Below are 18,971 nucleotides of genomic sequence, written 5' to 3'. Positions count from 1 at the left end.
ACGTAGATAGAACAGAGTGATTTATCTGACATTTCCATATTCAGTTTTCAGCGATGCAAGCACTCTATCAGCTAATATTGAAATTGACTATATGCTTGTTTAAAGTATGACCATGCACACTATTGAATTCCAAGACGCTTATGATGTCATCGTCGTCGGTGCAGGTCACTCTGGTTGTGAAGCCGCCCTTGCTGCTGCACGCCTCGGCTGTCGAACTTTGCTGTTGACACTCAACTTGGATAAAATTGCTTGGCAACCCTGTAACCCAGCAGTGGGTGGTCCAGCGAAATCGCAGTTGACTCATGAGGTGGATGCACTCGGCGGAGAAATTGGCAAAATAGCAGATAGGACTTATTTGCAAAAGCGTATTCTAAATTCTTCGCGAGGACCTGCTGTTTGGGCGTTGCGTGCTCAAACAGATAAAAGAGAATATGCAGCGGTAATGAAAGGAATTGTCGAGAACCAAGACAACTTAATCATCCGCGAAGGAATGGTCACAGATTTGGTGTTGGGCGCAAACGATGAAGTGGTTGGTGTTCAAACATATTTTGGTGTGGCGTTTGAGTGCAAAGCAGTTATCTTGACGACGGGGACGTTCTTGGGGGGACGGATTTGGGTTGGTAATAAGTCGATGGAGGCAGGACGCGCTGGAGAATTTGCTGCTGTCGGTTTGACGGAAACTCTCAATCGTTTGGGGTTTGAAACAGGACGACTGAAAACAGGAACCCCGGCACGAGTAGACAAACGGTCTGTTGACTACAGTAAGATGATTCCACAGCCTGGAGATGAAGATGTCCGTTGGTTTAGCTTTGACCCAGAAGTTTGGGTAGAACGCGAACAACTTCCTTGTCATATCACGCGCACGACACCTGAAACGCATCGCTTGATTCAGGAAAATCTGCAACTTTCACCAGTTTATGGCGGATGGGTGGATGCCAAAGGACCACGTTATTGTCCCAGTATAGAAGATAAGATAGTCCGCTTTGCTGATAAGGAAAGCCACCAAATTTTTATTGAACCTGAAGGAAGAGATATTCCGGAACTGTATATTCAAGGGTTTTCTACAGGGTTGCCGGAAAATTTGCAACTCCACATGTTACGGAGTCTGACTGGGTTGGAAAAGTGCGTTATGCTCCGCCCAGCTTATGCTGTAGAGTATGATTATTTACCTGCGACTCAGTGTTATCCCACGCTGATGACGAAAAAGGTAGAAGGGCTGTTCTGCGCTGGACAGATTAACGGCACAACAGGATACGAAGAAGCGGCAGCTCAAGGGCTTGTTGCTGGAATTAATGCTGCTCGCTTTGCTCGCTGTCAAGAAATGATTGTTTTTGCCCGTGAGCAAAGTTACATCGGTACACTGGTTGATGACTTGTGTACCAAAGACTTACGGGAGCCTTACCGTATGCTCACGAGCAGGTCTGAATATAGATTGATACTTCGTTCTGATAATTCCGACCAGCGGTTGACACCATTAGGACGGGAAATCGGCTTAATTGATGACCGACGTTGGGAACTTTTTACTCGCAAGCAAGAAAAGATTGCGGCGGAAAAAGAACGGTTGTATGGGACACGGGTGAAGGAACATGATGAAATTGGGCAGGCGATCGCCCAAACCACACAACAAGCAATCAAAGGTTCGATTACCCTAGCTGACTTGTTACGCCGTCCGGGATTTCATTACGTAGATCTCAACACATACGGACTGGGAAACCCCAATCTTGAACGTGCGGAAAAAGAAGGTGCAGAAATTGACATCAAGTATTCTGGCTACCTGCAAAGACAACAAAATCAGATTGACCAAATTGCCCGTCAAGCACACCGCCAGTTACCTGCAGACTTAAACTACCAGGCGATTGAAACTCTTTCTAAAGAAGCGCGGGAAAAACTGACCAAGGTTAAACCATTGACAATAGGGCAAGCAGCTCGTATTGGTGGGGTGAATCCAGCGGATGTGAATGCTTTATTAATTTATCTAGAATTGCATAAAACCAAATCTGGGAAGGAATTTTCGGTGTTAGCTTGAAAACAATTCCAAAAGAGGGAGTATAGTTATAAGTGAAATATGAAGAGACTAGTATCGGTGATGACATGAAATTAACACCGTGACATCATTCGCAGTCTCCATATTCAATCAGAATCTCAAATCTACCTGAAATCTACTCGTGATATTTAACAGTGAACAGTGAACAGTGAACAGTAAACAGTGAACAGTGAACAGTGAACAGTGAACAGTGAAAACTGGTAACTGGTAACTGGTAACTGATAACTGATAACTGATAACTGATAACTGATAACTGTTTTAACACGAGAGATTAGACGGGTTTCATCTCAGGTTTTATTCGCGGACACAGGGGGAACAATAATTATCTTGCTAGGAGTTAGTAGTCAAGAACGCCATGTCACAAAACGCCAATACCTATCTCATTCTTCCAGAACAATCCGAAGAATTCATCCCTAACGAACCCTGGTCCATAGAAACCTATGCTGATGGCTTGATGGATGAACTCTTCGCTGATCTTAATGTAATTTTGGATCGTTCTGAGCGCTTGCCTTCCCAAACACCATTGCCTCAAAAAGAAATTCCTCAAGTACCAACAGTTACAACGCCGCCAAGTGCAATCCCAGATACACTCATCAGCCTTATACACGAAGGGGCGCAACCTAGAAACAATCCATTGAATCCAGTTGGAGTCGGGACTCCAGGGGTTCCCAAATTAATAAAAAAACGAGTCAAAAAATCAAAACGCAGAAGAGGCATAGCGCTTTTGATGGGAGTCACCGCAGGGTTAGCCGCTGCTAGCATTATTTGGGTAGCAAACTCTGGACTTTTCAATCGTTTCGTTTTAAAATCATTCCACCAAAGTCTACTGCAGCCACACTTAGAGAAGTGCTTACAGTCAGCGGATTGATGCTCTGGTGACTTCTAGTCATCAGTCATTAGTATGGAGTGTTATTCAAATCGTGAAAAATTTACGCTCTGACTCTTGACTAATCGTAGATTTCGTTTACCCCTGAGGGAGATCATGCGATCCCTTGTGCTGTACCTTGATTCGTGAAAAAACAAGATCCCCGACAATTCTTACGAAATCGGGGATTTGAATAATTAAGCAGACTTGACACTATCCTCTAACGGCAAAGTAAACCAGAAAGTCGCCCCTTTTCCCAAATCACTTTTCACACCAATTTCCCCACCGTGTGCGGTAATAATTTGCCGACACAGATACAGCCCCAATCCTAAACTTAAAGAATTGCGAACATTATTACCCCGAAAATAAAGATCAAATAGATGCTGACTCTGCTGCTGACTCATACCAACACCATTATCAGCAACAGTGCAACATACCTTATCACCCAGGGCGATCGCATCAAGAGTAATACTTAATCCAGGAGGATTATGTTTAACAGCATTAACAATTAAGTTAGAATACACTCGCCACAGTTGTGTAGAATCGGCATTGACTGAGGGTAAAACATCTGAAACTAAATTTGTTAGGAAAGCTTGATTTTCTTTCAACATTGGCTCTAAATCTGCAATCGCAGCTTCGACCACTGTGTGCAATTGTAGAGTTTGGGGTTGTAAAACAATACCTTGCACTTCGCTAACATGGGCTTCCATCAACGAGTTAATTAAGTTCAATTGGCGATCGCTACTTTGCACCATCCGCTCTAAAATTGAGCGAGGAAGCAATATTTTTTCTTCTGGATGAGAAAGCAAATTTTTCAGCACCATCAAAGTTCCCAATACTGGGTTGCGTAAGTCATGAGAAACTGCATGGAAAAAGACTCGTAATGCTTCCTCAGTCCGTTTGCGTTGGCTGATGTCCAAAATCACTCCCACCAAACCGCCAAGCGTTCCATCTGCCTTGGAAAAAGTTGCTTTATAAAAAATGACATCATGTTTTGTGTTATCCTTATAAATAACAGAGCCTTCAGAAGTTTGAACTCCCCCTTGTTCTAATAGTTCTTTATCAGCTTGATAGTATTTCTGCGCTAACTCTTCTGGTGCAATTTCATACACTGTCTTCCCCAGAATCTTCTTTTGACTCAAACCGAAGTCTTCCTCAAAAGCTTTATTACACCCAACATATAAACCTTGAGCATTCTGATAGAACACAGGGGTAGGAATCGTATTAACTAATACTTGTAAAAAATTTAATTGTTCCTGTAGCGCTTCTTCCACTTGCTTGCGCTTGGTAATATCTGAAATCACTCCTTCGTAGTAAAGAAGTTTTCCGTTTTGATCACGCACGGCGTATGCTTTTTCGGAAATCCAGACAATACTGCCGTCTTTGCGATATATTTGAGATTCAAATTCGGACACGCTGCCATGCTCTTCAATTAAGCGCATGAACTCTGTACGACGATTGGGAGCAACATACAGTTGATTTTCAATGTCAGTCAAGTTTGCTATGACTTCTTCTGGAAAAGAATATCCATAAATACGTGCTAGCGCCGGATTTGCCGTAATGTAACGTCCGTCTGGTGTACTTTGGAAAATCCCTTCGACTGCGTTTTCAAAAATGCTGCGGTATTTTTCTTCTGTCGCTCCTAGTTTCTGATATGCTGTCTCTAGTTCTTTGTGGGCAGAAAATTCAGAACGTTGCAAACGATCATACAGATAAACGCCAAAATTACAGATAAAACAGAACCAAAACAGAGCTAAGCTCATCGTCACACTGTAAATTGGCTTATTACTATCCGGTGGCGGTTGCTTGAGTCCCAGTGCTGTATTCACGCCAAAATAATATATCAGTACACCCAACTGAGAAACAAGATGTAAGGGAAAGCGTACCGGGATGAGGGTGGCTTGGCTAAGGAACATCACGAACCAAGCGAAAATATCTGGTAGAGCGAAATTGTTGAGTGTTGCCCAAATTTGTTCGACAATAGTTATCGACCAGCCTAACCCAAGAAACACAAACCCTGGATAACGACGACCGAATTGAGTTTTATGGATAGCCAAACAGCTTAATAAACTCAGCACCATCGCAGCATACAGGACAAAAAAAAGGCGTTTGGCTTCCTTGGGAATATTTGCCAACTCCTTGAGGTGAAATAAGGCATCGTAAACATCTCGGAAGGCAAAAGTCAAGACTAAGACGATCGCAACCCACAACGCCAGATGTAATCTCTGCCATAAAAAGCGATCGCGCCAAGCTTCGTAATCCGATGCGATAGCATAACTCGGTAGAGAACTGGTGAAGACAGAAGCTTTTTTCCAAGACTTTTGTACTGTTTGAAATACAGTTGCCTTTAACCTCTGAGCAAATCTTCCCACAGCAAGGAAGGCTTTTGCCTTCTTCATTTTTGGCATCGCACCCTCTTATTTAACTTGGACTGCGGATGATCTGTATTCATCACCTCTTAAATTCCAAACAACTCAATCAGATACTTATTATCTTAAGACGAGATTGCTAGAGGTAATGTGAAGTAAAAAGTTAAACCGCGTTTCCGGTTGCAACTAACGCCAATTTCACCACCGTGTGCTTTAATAATTTGCCGACAAAGATACATTTTTAAGCCAATTCTTGTGGAACATGGGGCTTGCGGTGCGCGTACATACAAATCGAAGAGGCGATCGCACTCCAATTTACTCATACTCACGCCGTCATCTTGAATCTGTAAGCGAATCCTTCCTGTCTCAACTGTGGCTTTGAGGGTAAACTTGACTCCTGGTGGATTGTGTTGCCAACTATAAGTTAATAAGTTGACAAAAACCTTTTGCAGTTGACCTGGATCGACAATCACTGATGGTAAATCGTCTGCAACCAAATTTTTCACACTTGATTTTTGCTGTGTCAGCATTGGCTGCAAGTCTTTGATCATTTTATCAATCAATGAGTGAAAAGAAACTACCTCACGATGGAGGACAATTCCCTGTGCTTCGCTTGAATGTAGTTCCAGCAGTGATTCTATCATTTCCAGTTGGCGATCGTTTCCTTGAATCATCCGTTCAATAATTGAGCCAGATACTGGGATAGAGAATGCAGTTAGCCCAGAAGGTGGGGATAAGCACAAAGAGTTATTTTTGTCTATAGACATTCCCCTCAACCGAGGGAACTTGAGTACGGAGGCATGGTTTCCAAGTCTTGGGATATTTCCCTCAACCTCTGGGTGTCCTCCCCGGAGTGCCTTGTTTACTCCCCTCAAAATCGTGGACTTGCGCACAGAGGTGTTTTCTTGTTGTCCTCTATTAAGTAAATTATTCAATACCATCAAATTACCCATAACTGAAGTCCGCAGTTCATGGGAAACGGTGTGCAAAACAACATCTTTGACGCTGTTTAATTCTTGGAGTTCCAGCATTTTTTGCTGTAGCTGTGCAGTACGCTCTTCTACTTGACGCTCCAAATTTGTGTTAAATTGCTCTAGTTTTTGATAAAGTTGTGCCTGCTGAATGGCGATCGCCACTTGTTCAGACATCTGCTGCAGCAAGTCAATTTCTATCGCACTCCAATGGCGTGGTTTGCTGCATTGGTTCGCAATCAACGCGCCAAACAATTCCTTACCTTGCATAATCGGTACAGCTAAGTTAGCTCTGATTTGGAATTGTTTGTACAGCCCTTTTAATTTCGCGGATCCTGATATTTTTGTGGTATCCTCTACTATACGCACCCGGTTACTTCTCAAAATTGTTTTGAGTTCTTCTATAAAAGTTTTATCCTCATTTTTCCAATTCAGGACTGATGGATATTTGGGATCTACTGATTCAGCAAAGATTCCTGAGTAAAGATTCGTATCATTCAACGCAATGAAAACTCGATCCGCTTCTAAAAATTGCCGAACTTCGTTAACAGTCGTTTGCAGAATTTGGTCTAGATTCAGCGATTGACGAATTCGCGATAGTGTTTGAGTTAAGAGGCGATCGCGTTTTGAAGACAGCCGCAGTAATTCTTCCGCCTGCTTGCGTTCTGTTATATCATTGGTCACACAAAGCATACAAGGCTCTCCACCCAAAGTAATCACCTCGGCTGAAAACAGCGCCACTCTGAGTTCACCAGACTTTGTGTAAAGTTCTATTTCTAAATTGCGAATAAATCCTTGCTCTTTTAGCGCTTTTATGGTATTACCATGACAACTAACCCACAGATTTAACTCATTGCGGGTACGACCAATGACTTCTTCTCTGGAAAAGCCAGTGATTTGGACAAAAGCATCGTTAACTTCAAGGTAGCGTCCATCTTTAAGAGTCAAGATAGTAATTGGGTTAGGACTAGAACAAAAGGCTTTAGAAAACTTTTCCTCCGACTCGCGTAAGGCAAGTTCTGCTTTTTTGCGTTCGCTGATGTCGTGATTCACTGATAGTAAGCAGGGGATGCCATCTAAATGAATGACTTCGGCTGAAAATAGTCCCGTACGTCTCTCACCAGACTTGCGGCGGAATTCAAATTCCATGTTGCGAACAACCCCATGTTTTTGCAATTCTTGTAACACAGTGGTGCGATCGCTTTGATTCACCCAAATATGTAAATCAAAATCAGTCCGATCAATAACTTCCTCTCGTTCATAGCCCGACTGTTTGACAAAACTATCATTAACTTCTATGTAGCGTCCTTCTGCAAGAGTGCTGATCGAGATCGGATTAGGACTACAATGAAAAACTGTCGCAAACTTTTGAGCCAAATTTCTCAAAGTAACTTCCGTTTGTTTGCGTTCTGTAATATCCCGTACAATTGCCACAACTTCATCTTGTCCGCTGACAACCACTCGCGCCTCATAATCTCTGATTCCCAAAGGCGTTGGCAGTTGATATTCACAGGTTTGTAAAGTTTTTGAATCCAAAGCCTTGGCAATAGCCTCTTGGCTTTTTAAAGCAACATCTGGAGGTAATAATTCCTGTAAAGTCTTCCCAACAATTTCATGTCTGGGAATAGTGACATTTGCTCCCTCACCTTTAAAGTCAAGATACTTGCCATCGCGACTGATGCGAAACATCAAATCAGGGATAGCATTTAAAATCGCCTTATAGCGTGCTTCACTTTCTCGTAATTTTTCCTCCGCCAACTTGCGATCTGTAATATCTATGAGCAAACCATCCCAAATCACATCTCCACATGGTTGTTTTTCATAGCGAGAAGTTCCTTGAATCCACTTGAGTTTACCACTAGGAGTGATGATGCGACCTTCCCAATGCCAAGGTTCTCCTGTAGCACAACAAGCAGCAATAGATTCTTCAAACGCTTTGATATCCTGAGGATGAGTCAGTTTGTTGAGTACTTGAAAGTCCGCCTGTAGCATTTCTGGTTCCAATTCAAACAGTTCTTTACACCCAGAACTGGCATATATCACAAACTGAGATCCATCCTGCCGCTTCAGGAATTGAAAAATCATCCCTGGCAAATTGGCAGCAATTTTTTCCAGCAGGGGTAAAGTTCCTTGTTGGGAATTTGGTGTATGCAGCGCTTTCACGGTTTCATTCACACTCTGACCTTTTTATCATCAAGTAATAAATGTATCACGCAAGTCCATTATCGGCTCTTTGGCGGTTTTTCCTGTATTTGGATACCAGCCAAACAAAATTTTCCGAACTTGTTCTTCTTTCAGGTTATATTTTTCAGTTTAATTTCGCATTCACCCAATTGGATGAACCACTCGCACAAGAGCAATTTGGGTAACAACAAATAAACTGAGTTTTGAGAATCGTTAACGTAATTTGAATGTTATGTCAAGCCAACAAATCAAATCTGCTATAGGAATCTGGTTTGGTTTATGAAGTTACTAGTCTCGCTAGGGAAGAGGGAAGAGGGAACACTTCGACAAGCTCAGTGCATCGCAGGCAACACCCGAACGCTTAACATAAACTGTACGGAGTTCTGTAGAAAAAATAATTATGCAAACACTCTCTATCGACAACAACGAGCGGTTACAACTTTCACCCCTGACGATACCATCCCGCCTACTGTTGGGACCAGGACCCTCAAATGCCCATCCCACAGTTCTGGAAGCAATGAATACTCCCCCAGTTGGGCATCTTGATCCAGCTTTTCTGGAGCTGATGGATGAAATTCAGTCTTTGCTACGCTACGTGTGGCAAACCAAAAATCAGTGGACGATCGCAATCAGCGGCACAGGATCAGCAGCAATGGAAGCGGCGATCGCCAATACAATAGAACCAACAGATGTAGTTTTGATTGGTGTTGCTGGGTATTTTGGCAATCGCTTAGTTGAGATGGCTTCTCGATATGATGCCGATGTCCGAACCATCACAAAACCTTGGGGACAAGTCTTCTCGCTGGATGAGTTGCGAACTGCCCTACAAACTCATCGTCCAGCTATTTTAGCTCTTGTCCATGCAGAAACCTCCACAGGAGCACGTCAACCACTCGAAGGAGTTGGTGAGTTGTGTCGTGAATTCGGCTGTTTGCTGTTGATAGATACTGTCACCAGTTTAGGTGGAGTTCCTTTGCTTTTGGATGAATGGGGAGTTGATGTAGCTTATAGCTGTAGCCAGAAAGGGTTGGGTTGTCCTCCTGGTGCTTCGCCATTGACGTTAGGTCCTCGTGCGATCGAGAAATTGCATCGGCGTCAAACCAAGGTAGCGAACTGGTATTTGGATATGACGTTGTTGAGCAAGTATTGGGGCGAAGAACGCACCTATCATCATACAGCGCCCATTAACTTATACTACGCTCTGCGAGAAGCACTGCGCTTGATTGCCGAAGAGGGAATAGAAAATTCTTGGCAACGCCATCAAAAGAACGTAGAGTATCTTTGGGAGAGGTTAGAGAACTTTGGACTGAGTTTGCACGTTGACAAACAGTTCCGATTACCCACTCTCACCACCGTCCGGATTCCACAAGGAGTAGATGGTAAAGCAGTTGCACGGCAGTTGCTCAATGAACATAATATCGAAGTTGGGGGTGGTCTTGGCGAACTCGCAGGTCAAGTTTGGCGCGTTGGACTCATGGGCTTCAACAGTCGTAAGGAAAGTGTTGATCGACTTTTAGAAGCACTGCAACAGGTTTTGCATGAGCAGCGGTAGTTCATAATTGCCCAGCATCTGCAGACAACGATGCTTTTTCAACAACTGCGATCGCTTAATTTATAAAGTAAAGTATGAGGGCACAGCATTGCTGTGCCCCTACAATAGGAACATAGAAACAAACTGGGAAGAGGTTAAGCAAAGACTCGGTTTTTCTAAATCGATGGAGATTGGATGATTCTATGACAATTACCCTTGAATTAGCTCCAGAAATTGAAGATCGTTTGATAGCTCAAGCCGCAGCACAGGGCATGACACCTGAAGCGTTTTTGAAAGCCGCGATTGAAAATTTACTGAATGCTGAACCCCAGGTATACCGGGTTGGAACTGCCTTAGTCGTTCAATCCACCCCAATTGGCAATCTGGAAACCTCTGTTAATCAAATGCGAGAAGAACGACTCAGTGGCTTAATCGCAGATTATGAAAGCCCTGTTTGACACATCTGTATTAGTAGCAGCGTTTGAAGTAAGCCATCCTCGACATGGTGTTTGTCTACCGTGGTTGCAAGGGGTACAAGAAAAGGAAATTGATGGCTACCTCTCAACCCATACCCTTGCTGAACTCTATTCCGTTCTGACTCGCTTACCTGTAAAACCGCCAATTTCTCCCGTGATCGCCCAACGGTTGATCAATGAGAACCTCCATTTGTTTGAAGCAATTCCGCTCACTGCTGATGATTACCAACAAGCGATTGCCTGTATGGTTAGGCTAAATCTTCCGGGTGGCGGAATTTTTGATGCGCTAATTGCTCAAGCTGCTCTCAAAGCTGAGGTTGATATACTACTCACGCTGAATCCAAGCCACTTCACTCGGCTTGGACAAGATTTAGCTCAACGAGTGCAAGTGCCGTCTTGAGCGTCTGTTTGTAGCGAAGCAAATTGTTTGCGTTTTTCGATTTCGGCGATTGGTAATAGTAAAGTATCCTGTATTTCCTGCTTGACTTCCTGGCTAACATTGCAACCACTATTCAAACAATCAAGTATGATCCAGTTGAGTGTATGGTAACGTTTGAAAACTTCCGTTTGTTTTTCTGTAGCAAGTTAAGCTCAAGAAAATAGGAGTAACCGCTAAGTCTGCTGTTTGCTTATTTTCAGGTAATCTCAACTTTGTAACTTTTCCGTCAATTCTATTCCTTGTTGTTGTGTTTCAGCCAATGCAAAAAACCAGTTTTGGACAAAATATTCGACTTGCCGTGGGTTAAAATCTGCTACTTCGACGTACTCAAATCCCGGTAATATATACTCGCTTGTCTGCGTTCTACAAGTAATAACAAAACGGTTTTTATAATAATATCTAGAAAATGAAATAATTTGGTCTTGTATTTTTCGTCGAAGCTGGGTGGATATTTCATCCAATCTATCCAAGAAAATCAAAACCTTGCCTTGCTGCAAAATTTCTTCCGTTTGCCTTTTATCTGCTAGTCCAAATTCTTGATGAATGTAGTTTGGCAAGTGAAACTCGCTGACATTTGCAATAAATCTTAGTTCAATAAAAACTGGGATATAATTCTCTAAAAACTCCCTTTTGCAATTAGCTACTGCTAAATGTCGTAAGAAAGTGCTTTTACCTGAACCCGGTTTCCCTAACACCATCAACCTGGAGTATTGTGTAGCTGCATCTAAACCAGGCGATCGCTTTCCTCTTTTGCTTAGCCCCAATCGGTCAAAGTCATCCCGTAAGTTTAAACTTTCGATTAAACTAGGGATAGTTGCATATGATTCGCTGGTTAACTTTTCTAGCACGTAGACATCGACGTAAAGTATATCTACATCGATTTGCTGGCGATTCAACAATTGAATTTTACTGTACAGATTTTGAAGTTTCTCACAACAGCGCGATCGCACTTGTTGCACCAACTCATCAACTGGATTTGCTGCCTTGAATTTAGACTTTTTTTTATATTTTTGAATACTGGGGTATGTTCTTCTGGGATTCCTTAATCCACACTTCATTATTCTATACGGCAAAATGCCGTATGCTTGTTATTGTCTATTTTTATAACGGGATTATAGCGAAGTCTTTTGCGGCAAAATGTTCTTGCAGTAGTCTGTGGATGAAGCGATCGCTTACAGACGTGAAAATCCGTTTTACTATAGCAATCTTATTTGATTTGTGAAAAAGGCTTTGATTGAATTAACCGCAGAGACGCAGAGGACGCAGAGGAGAATAAAAGAGAGTTTCACGAATCATTTAGGACTGCTATATCGTCAAAATCCACTTACATAAATGAGTAGTGTCCTAAACAGCATTGGCTTGGGATTCGTACTCAAGCAGCAGATCCTCGAAATATTGTACGTGTCGATCAATCCCACGCTCGACGGCTTTGATTACGCTACTCAGTTTGACTGAATCCCCCTCATAACGAGTCAGCACTGGACGAATAGAATCTTGGAAATGATTCACCTCTAATTCCGCGTGTAAGCTCAACCAAGTCGGGTGTTTCATGCCACGAGCATCAAAGTAAGATTGAAGAAGTCTGGCATTTCGGATTGACACGCATAGTTCCCTAGCACTCAGCGCTGCTAGGGCTTCGTAAAAGTTGTCGGTTCCGTAGCCGAATTCATCGAAAAATGAACGTTCATACGATGTAGTTGCAGCACTTCGCCTCGCTGCCACAATTTCAGTATCACTCAATCCAAGCTCGTGAAGAAATTCCACATACATCTCACTATGATCGTCTTGCAAATCTGTAAAGGTGTGATCTGCTAGAGACATAATGGCAGATTTGTGATCTGGATCAGTGCAACTACCAGCTTTAACGATGCACAAGCCAAACCACTGATGCAGCTGATCGCGCCAAAAATAATACTGGAGAAAGGCATATTGCATCATTGCTGGAGTAATGGCGTAATCTTTGAGCAGGCAAAAAAAACGGCTGCGATTAAGGACTTCGTCACAATAAGCGACTGTTCGAGAACTGATTGCTGCTTCTTGCGCTTTCACCGCAGGCGGTAGTTCGATGTCTCGATTTAAGCGGCTAGAAGTCAGAGTGATCGCCGGCTCTTTCATAAAACTTTCTCCTAGTTGCAAGTAATGGTTTCATGAAAGCAAGCTTAAAAGATTATTACTATGATAGTAAGAGGATTTTGATTATCTTAGTATGACATTTTAATCATACTATTTATGTGCAATGTCCCTCCGATCTTGGAATCAGCTTGAAATGCGACAGCTACATTATTTTATGGAGCTTGTTGCCGAAACGGGCGAGAAAAAGAGCTTTAGCAAAGCGGCTGAACGCCTGAATGTGGAACAGTCTTACCTCAGCAAGACGATCGCAGCATTGGAAGCAGCGTTGAGCGTAGAACTGTTTGATCGCACTCGTCGCCCTCCAGTGTTGACGACGGCGGGAAAAGTGTTTCTCGCCGAACTAACAATTGCCACTACTGCGCTCGAACAGGCGGTGACACGCGCACAGGAAGCGAGTCGTGGCGAAATTGGCAAGCTGGTAGTGGTGGTGAACACTGCGATCGCAAATAGTTTACTTCCCGACATTCTCAAAACCTTTCGCGATCGTTATCCGAATGTGGAATTGGAACTGCGAACGATGACGATTGAGGAAATGATGCAAGGACTACGGGATGGCTCGATCGACGTTGGATTTGAACATCTGCCCAATCCTTACTCAGATGATTCAACTGTGAACTTTCTCCCGATTGTGCAAGAGTCCTTTGTGGTTGCATTACCAGAACATCATCCGCTTGCTGCGCTTGAGTACATTCCACTTGAAGCACTCAAGCACGAACCGCTCATTTTGCCACCACTTGATGCAGTGCCCTCCTACGAAGTCGTCTTATCGCAATTTGAGCTTCGGGGATTCAAGCCAATATTGCTGGAAACCGTCAAAGCCACTTGGATGGTGATCAACCTTAGCTTAGTAGCGGCAGGTGTAGGCGTCTCGATTCTACCGGACAACGTGCAAACGCTTCAACGTCAAGGAGTGGTGTACCGAGAACTTCAAGACACCCCGTTTGCAAGGGCAATTGCGGTGGTGTGGCGACGGGCAGATCTCAAGGCATTGTTACAGCCAGCACCGACCGATTCGATCTTGCTGCGCCAATTCCTCACGGTAGTTCAAGAGATAGCAAAACCATACTTTTGATATCAAACAAAAGAAATCCCCACTCTCCTTACCTACAAAGCTGTGGATGGGAAAGATGGGGGTAAATTTGGATTCTGTTTTTGAGTACTTTCAAATTTCCTGATTACACTCAAACTTAGAGTTCCTTGTTTATGATCACGAAATTTGAAAACTTACTTTTCAAGTAGTTTCGATGTGGGGTAACGATTTCCTTGTTTGTTGTCGTAAGCTTCCAGTTACAATAGTTCAGGCTCTTTCACTCGTTAAATGCTTCAAGTTTGCTTAAATCGATAGATCTGATTTGTTCTTTGTTGGAGTGTTCAATTTCTCTGACAACAAAACTCCTGTCTGTTTGCACTAAATCTGGCTTTTCACTCTCGACTTGCGCTGAAGTTTTCGCTTGTGTGTAATCAATTCCTTCAAAATCTTTTTTCATAAAGCTTTCCTCTATTTGGAGTGTCTTGCAATTAGAATTCCCATTAACGCAACAAGGAAAGTGTAGAACTCATTCCGCCGCAAAAAATCCCAAATGGTTAGCAACAGGACGCTGACGCATTGGTATTCTGGTATGTATTGGAGCGTTTAACACCTTTGAACCATTATTGGTTCCCATCACGAGTGTTGTTGATCCACCCCCATCTAAATTTAGTGCTGTATGAACCCCCAAACTGGCGACAATTTTTCTTAATTCAGCCATTGTAATTCCTTCACTGTAAAGTGGTTGTTTCCCGTCTACTGCAATCAGCCAAAGTTTTGTCCCTTCTCGATTGACAGCAGCCGCAACACGTGGATACGGCTTATCTTTTTCTGAACTCTCATTAATTGGCTTACCGTCATAAACCAAAAGCTGGTTCCCTGCAACACCTTGAACTGTTCGTTCAGGACACTTATTACTTTTCAAGATTTGAACACGATTTTGGACAGAAAAGCACAACACAGGAAAATTTGCTTCGGGTGACGAATAACGATATCCATTGGAGATAGCCTCGCCCAGTGGATGGGAAGGATCACCACTGCGAGGATAGTAATCCCAAGGGGACTTTTCGTAGAAATGATGGAAATAGCTGGTATTGATTGCTAATTGCAGCTTAAATTTTTTCAGAAAATCAGACGTTTTCTGTGCGCTTGTTTCTCTATCGCTTGGTTTTGGTTCTCCTGGAGTCACAAACGGTTTAACTCCTGGTGTTTTTAAGTCAATGGTGACTATGTGGATCATTGCTGGACGTGGTGTCGAAAGAGCATTACGTTTGTAAACAATTCCACGAAACAAGACTTGCTCCATATCCGTGCGGGGGGGACGCAGAAAACACCGCCAGCCGTAGAACATCAGTGGTGATAATAGTAGAGCTAGTAAACCTATCCCGCTAGCTAGTAACAATCGCCGTGTGTATCGATAATGCATTGCTTGATGGAAGTAAAGCTATTCTTGGGCGATAGAGCACCTGTAATGCCAACTTCTTCTCGATGACAAGCTGATACAAAATGATGAAGAGTTGTCTACCTAGTCTACTTCGTCGATATTCAGATTGACTTTGTTGCGATATCAGGATTTTTTAAAGGTGATACTCTAAGAAGTTTCTTTGCGTAGTAAAGCCCAGCTCCAAGAAAGCAACTGAGCTTTCTTATCTACGCAGAACTCCTGTTAGGCGTTATTTAGGTAAAACATCAGATGGAGCGTGAGTTTCACGCCAAATTCCACCCCAAATCATTGAGCCACCAGTCTTTTCGCTATTTGCAATTGCTGGACGAACAGTGTCATATACGTCAGGATACTTCGCTTGTAGTTGAGCTTCGTTCAGTTGAGCATCCAATACAGCACCATCTTGAGTCCTGACTGTGTACGATAATCCGTTTGAACCATTGTGAATGGTAATCACCCGATCGCGCATCACCAAGCTAGTCAAGGGTTGATGCTCCTCAGCACGTGTTGCAGTAGTAAAAAACACGCTCAGCACTAGGATGAAAAAAGTAGCTACTGACATTCGACGCATAACTAAATCCTCAAAATAGTCTCAAACACCCAGCACTAATTTAGCGTCAATTCCTAGAACCTGTACCAGACGCGCCTATAACCTACTGCAAAAAAAATATTGTGATTTTCCGGAAAAGATAAACCTCTGATTGTAGATATTGTTAGTTGACTCCTTTATAACTAAACATCTATATGAGCCACGGGGGATATAACCCCAATCTCTATTGAAAACCCGGTTACAACAACCGGGTTTTTGGCATTATGTGCAGTTTTAAGAATTGTTAAGTTGCATTACAATATCCTTGAATGACGCAAGACTAGGACAAGGTACGCTCAGTGGTACATCAAACTTCTTCTAACACAGCATCTATCTTAGGTCACAAAGAGATAGATTTTATCATCATTGGTAGTGGTATTGGCGGTTTAAGCTGTGCAGCTCTTCTGGCACGGTATGGCTTTGATGTCACAGTTTGCGAAAGTCACTCAATTCCAGGTGGTGCAGCGCATGCTTTTGAGCGTGATGGATTCAAATTTGACTCAGGTCCATCACTCTATTCTGGCTTATCCTACAGTCCCTCTACTAATCCTCTCAAACAAGTACTAGATGCAATTGGTGAGGAGTTACCTTGCGTCACCTACGATACATGGGGTTGCTGTTTACCAGAAGGAGATTTTGACACCTCAGTTGGCACTGACCAGTTTTGTGAGGTGCTACAACGGTTTAGTGGTGCTGAGGCTGTAGTTGAATGGCGTGAACTACAGCGTGTCATGGAACCATTGGCGCGTGCTGCAACTGCACTACCGCCAGCAGCCTTGCGGTTTGATGTCGGCGCGATTATGACTGTGAGTAGATTTGCCCCGTCTTTATTTCAACATATTGCAGACATAGGCAAGCTCACGGGACCGTTTAGCCGAATTATGGACGGTGTCGTGAAAGACTCTTTCATACGCAACTGGCTGGACTTGCTGTGTTTTCTTCTTTCTGGACTACCAGCAGATGGAACAAGTACCGCAGAGATGGCATTTATGTTTGCAGATTGGTATCGACCGGGCGTTAAGCTTGACTATCCTGTCGGTGGGAGTGGTGCTTTAGTGAACGCCTTGGTACGGGGACTGGAACGACATGGGGGTCAGTTGATGTTGAACGCTCATGTTGAGGAAATTCTTGTAGAAAGCAAGCGTACTGTGGGTGTGCGTTTGCGTGGTGGTAAACAAATAAAAGCGCGTCGGGCAGTCATTTCTAATGCTTCGGTATGGGATACACTGAAGTTAATTCCACAAGAAGCATTACCAAAAAAGTTTCAGGAACGACAAGCAACACCAGAGTGCGATAGTTTTATGCATCTCCATTTAGGTATTGATGCACAAGGATTACGGTCTGACCTTGCGTGTCATTATATAGTTGTTAATAATTGGGAAAATGGTGTAACTGCTCCTCAGAATGTCGTCTTGGTGTCTATTCCCTCCGTTTTAGACCCCTCATTAGCACCATCGGGAAAGCACGTTATTCACGTTTACACTCCTGGTAGTGAACCTTATGAACTATGGCAAGGGATGAATCGAAAAAGTGGGGAGTATGCGCAACAAAAGCAGTTGCGTGCAGAAGTTATGTGGCAAGCTTTGGAGAGAATTATTCCAGATATTCGATCGCGTTGCGATGTCACACTAGTTGGTACACCACTGACACACGAGCGCTATTTGCGACGCCATAGAGGTTCATATGGTCCGGCTATTCAGGCTGGAATTGGTTTCTTCCCTGGTTCTGGTACACCTATTCCAGGGCTGCTGTGTTGTGGAGACTCGACTTTTCCTGGTATTGGTTTACCTGCAGTCGCCGCCAGTGGGATGACGACTGCAAATACACTCGCACCTTTACACAAGCATGTCCAAATGCTTCAGGACATTGGTTACCTTGGTTAGTTCATAATTAATTTAGGTGTTATCTTTACAAAAGTTTATGTATTTAACTTGGTTAGACAGCAATTCTTGGCTGATTGAAATCGGAGGACAAAGGATACTTCTTGATCCTTGGCTAGTTGATTCGTTAACTTTTAGCGGTCAGAATTGGTTCTTTAAAGGCTCGCGATCGCAACAACGCCCAATACCAGAGAACATAAACCTAATTTTGCTATCTCAAGGTTTGGAAGACCATGCTCATCCACCAACGCTCAAGCAACTTGACCACAATATTCCAGTCGTAGCTTCTCCCAATGCTACTAAAGTTGTACAGCAGTTAAATTACACTCAAATCACAACACTTGCTCACGGGCAAAGCTTCACCCTGAATCAAAGTGTTGAAATTAAAGCAACTCCTGGCTCACTGGTTGGTCTAAATTTGGTGGAAAATGGTTATCTCCTCAAAGAATTGGAAAGCGGTTTGACTCTTTATTACGAGCCTCATGGAAATCATTCCTCCACACTCAAGGAAATTCCTCCAGTGGATATTGTCATTACTCCTTTGATTGAGTTGGGTTTACCTTTAGTTGGCGCATTTATCAAGGGGAATAAATACGCCTTAGAAGTTGCTCAGTGGTTGCAACCTCAAGTTATGATATCTACCGCTGCTGGAGGAGATGTGATTTTTGAGGGATTACTTAACTCTTTTCTTCAGACGAAAGGAAGCATTGAGGAATTTCGTTCGTTACTAGAAAAGAACAATTTATCAACGCAGGTGATAGATCCTAAACCAGGCGATCGCTTTGAGGTGAAGTTAGAAAAACGAGTGTTGAATGTTTAAGAAACCTCAAACTTTATCCCTCGTTACCTGGCTCAGCCAGGTAATGCCAACTCAGAGGCTCCGCCTCTCGTCCCCTTAAACGCGAGGCGGAGCCTTGATAACTGTATTCCCAGTCTGAGACTGGGAACAAGTCTGTGCGGTATATAACTCCTGATTCGCCAACAATATCCTAGAAGGGACGAGGCTTTTTCACCGTCTT

The 18,971-nt window shown here is 43.2% G+C and carries 15 protein-coding genes and 1 pseudogene; 8 read left to right on the top strand and 8 right to left on the bottom strand.

Annotation, left to right across the window (positions count from 1 at the left end; genetic code table 11):
* Window positions 1-106 precede the first annotated feature (106 nt).
* Complete coding sequence (mnmG, locus tag DP114_RS17580; RefSeq protein ID WP_171976698.1) at window positions 107-2,026, top strand: tRNA uridine-5-carboxymethylaminomethyl(34) synthesis enzyme MnmG; 1,920 nt, start codon at window positions 107-109, stop codon at window positions 2,024-2,026.
* Between the two features lie 373 nt (window positions 2,027-2,399).
* A complete protein-coding gene (locus tag DP114_RS17575) occupies window positions 2,400-2,912 on the top strand; it encodes a hypothetical protein (RefSeq protein ID WP_169267451.1) in 513 nt (170 codons plus the stop codon).
* Between the two features lie 194 nt (window positions 2,913-3,106).
* Here the strand turns inward: DP114_RS17575 and DP114_RS17570 are convergent, their stop codons facing one another.
* Together DP114_RS17570 and DP114_RS17565 are read right to left on the bottom strand one after the other, a co-directional pair.
* Window positions 3,107-5,308 (bottom strand): PAS domain-containing sensor histidine kinase, encoded by a 2,202-nt coding sequence (locus tag DP114_RS17570; RefSeq protein ID WP_171978226.1) that lies wholly within the window; start codon window positions 5,306-5,308, stop codon window positions 3,107-3,109.
* A 95-nt stretch (window positions 5,309-5,403) separates the two neighbouring features.
* Complete coding sequence (locus tag DP114_RS17565) at window positions 5,404-8,424, bottom strand: sensor histidine kinase (protein WP_171976697.1); 3,021 nt, start codon at window positions 8,422-8,424, stop codon at window positions 5,404-5,406.
* Window positions 8,425-8,830: 406 nt separating this feature from the next.
* Between DP114_RS17565 and DP114_RS17560 the strand changes: the two genes are divergently transcribed.
* The 3 genes from DP114_RS17560 (at window position 8,831) to DP114_RS17550 (ending at window position 10,840) form a co-directional block, all read left to right on the top strand.
* Window positions 8,831-9,985 carry an alanine--glyoxylate aminotransferase family protein gene (locus DP114_RS17560; protein ID WP_171978225.1) on the top strand — a complete coding sequence of 385 codons (1,155 nt, stop codon included), beginning with the start codon at window positions 8,831-8,833 and terminating at the stop codon, window positions 9,983-9,985.
* Between the two features lie 182 nt (window positions 9,986-10,167).
* A complete protein-coding gene (locus DP114_RS17555) occupies window positions 10,168-10,422 on the top strand; it encodes a CopG family transcriptional regulator (protein ID WP_169267453.1) in 255 nt (84 codons plus the stop codon).
* On the top strand, window positions 10,406-10,840 hold the full coding sequence (locus DP114_RS17550; protein WP_169267454.1) for a type II toxin-antitoxin system VapC family toxin: 435 nt from the start codon (window positions 10,406-10,408) through the stop codon (window positions 10,838-10,840). Before DP114_RS17555 ends, DP114_RS17550 begins: the two co-directional genes overlap by 17 nt.
* Here the strand turns inward: DP114_RS17550 and DP114_RS36345 are convergent.
* From DP114_RS36345 to DP114_RS17540, 3 genes and pseudogenes are all read right to left on the bottom strand, one after another.
* Window positions 10,816-11,007 (bottom strand): annotated as a pseudogene (locus DP114_RS36345) (NACHT C-terminal helical domain 2-containing protein); the annotation flags it as partial. The gene DP114_RS17550 and the pseudogene DP114_RS36345 overlap by 25 nt on opposite strands.
* A gap of 78 nt (window positions 11,008-11,085) precedes the next feature.
* Window positions 11,086-11,937, bottom strand: coding sequence for an NACHT domain-containing protein (locus DP114_RS17545; protein WP_169267455.1), 852 nt, complete (start codon window positions 11,935-11,937; stop codon window positions 11,086-11,088).
* A gap of 286 nt (window positions 11,938-12,223) precedes the next feature.
* Window positions 12,224-12,994 (bottom strand): iron-containing redox enzyme family protein, encoded by a 771-nt coding sequence (locus tag DP114_RS17540; RefSeq protein ID WP_171976696.1) that lies wholly within the window; start codon window positions 12,992-12,994, stop codon window positions 12,224-12,226.
* Window positions 12,995-13,115: 121 nt separating this feature from the next.
* Between DP114_RS17540 and DP114_RS17535 the strand changes: the two genes are divergently transcribed.
* Complete coding sequence (locus tag DP114_RS17535; protein WP_169267457.1) at window positions 13,116-14,084, top strand: LysR family transcriptional regulator; 969 nt, start codon at window positions 13,116-13,118, stop codon at window positions 14,082-14,084.
* 235 nt (window positions 14,085-14,319) lie between these two features.
* Here the strand turns inward: DP114_RS17535 and DP114_RS17530 are convergent, their stop codons facing one another.
* From DP114_RS17530 to DP114_RS17520, 3 genes are all read right to left on the bottom strand, one after another.
* On the bottom strand, window positions 14,320-14,499 hold the full coding sequence (locus DP114_RS17530; RefSeq protein ID WP_169267458.1) for a hypothetical protein: 180 nt from the start codon (window positions 14,497-14,499) through the stop codon (window positions 14,320-14,322).
* Window positions 14,500-14,568: 69 nt separating this feature from the next.
* On the bottom strand, window positions 14,569-15,465 hold the full coding sequence (locus tag DP114_RS17525) for a phosphodiester glycosidase family protein (RefSeq protein ID WP_171976695.1): 897 nt from the start codon (window positions 15,463-15,465) through the stop codon (window positions 14,569-14,571).
* Window positions 15,466-15,712: 247 nt separating this feature from the next.
* Window positions 15,713-16,054, bottom strand: a complete 342-nt coding sequence (locus DP114_RS17520) for a hypothetical protein (protein ID WP_169267460.1) — start codon at window positions 16,052-16,054, stop codon at window positions 15,713-15,715.
* Between the two features lie 317 nt (window positions 16,055-16,371).
* Here DP114_RS17520 and DP114_RS17515 point away from each other — a divergent pair, with 317 nt between their 5' ends.
* Together DP114_RS17515 and DP114_RS17510 are read left to right on the top strand one after the other, a co-directional pair.
* On the top strand, window positions 16,372-17,955 hold the full coding sequence (locus DP114_RS17515; RefSeq protein ID WP_171976694.1) for a phytoene desaturase family protein: 1,584 nt from the start codon (window positions 16,372-16,374) through the stop codon (window positions 17,953-17,955).
* Between the two features lie 37 nt (window positions 17,956-17,992).
* Window positions 17,993-18,772 (top strand): MBL fold metallo-hydrolase, encoded by a 780-nt coding sequence (locus DP114_RS17510; protein WP_171976693.1) that lies wholly within the window; start codon window positions 17,993-17,995, stop codon window positions 18,770-18,772.
* The last annotated feature ends 199 nt before the right edge of the window (window positions 18,773-18,971 follow it).

This window comes from Brasilonema sennae CENA114 (genome assembly GCF_006968745.1).
In the GTDB taxonomy this organism is placed as follows: Bacteria; Cyanobacteriota; Cyanobacteriia; order Cyanobacteriales; family Nostocaceae; genus Brasilonema; species Brasilonema sennae.
Note: the sequence above shows the minus strand (reverse complement) of the source record. Positions and strands in the feature narration are given on the sequence as shown.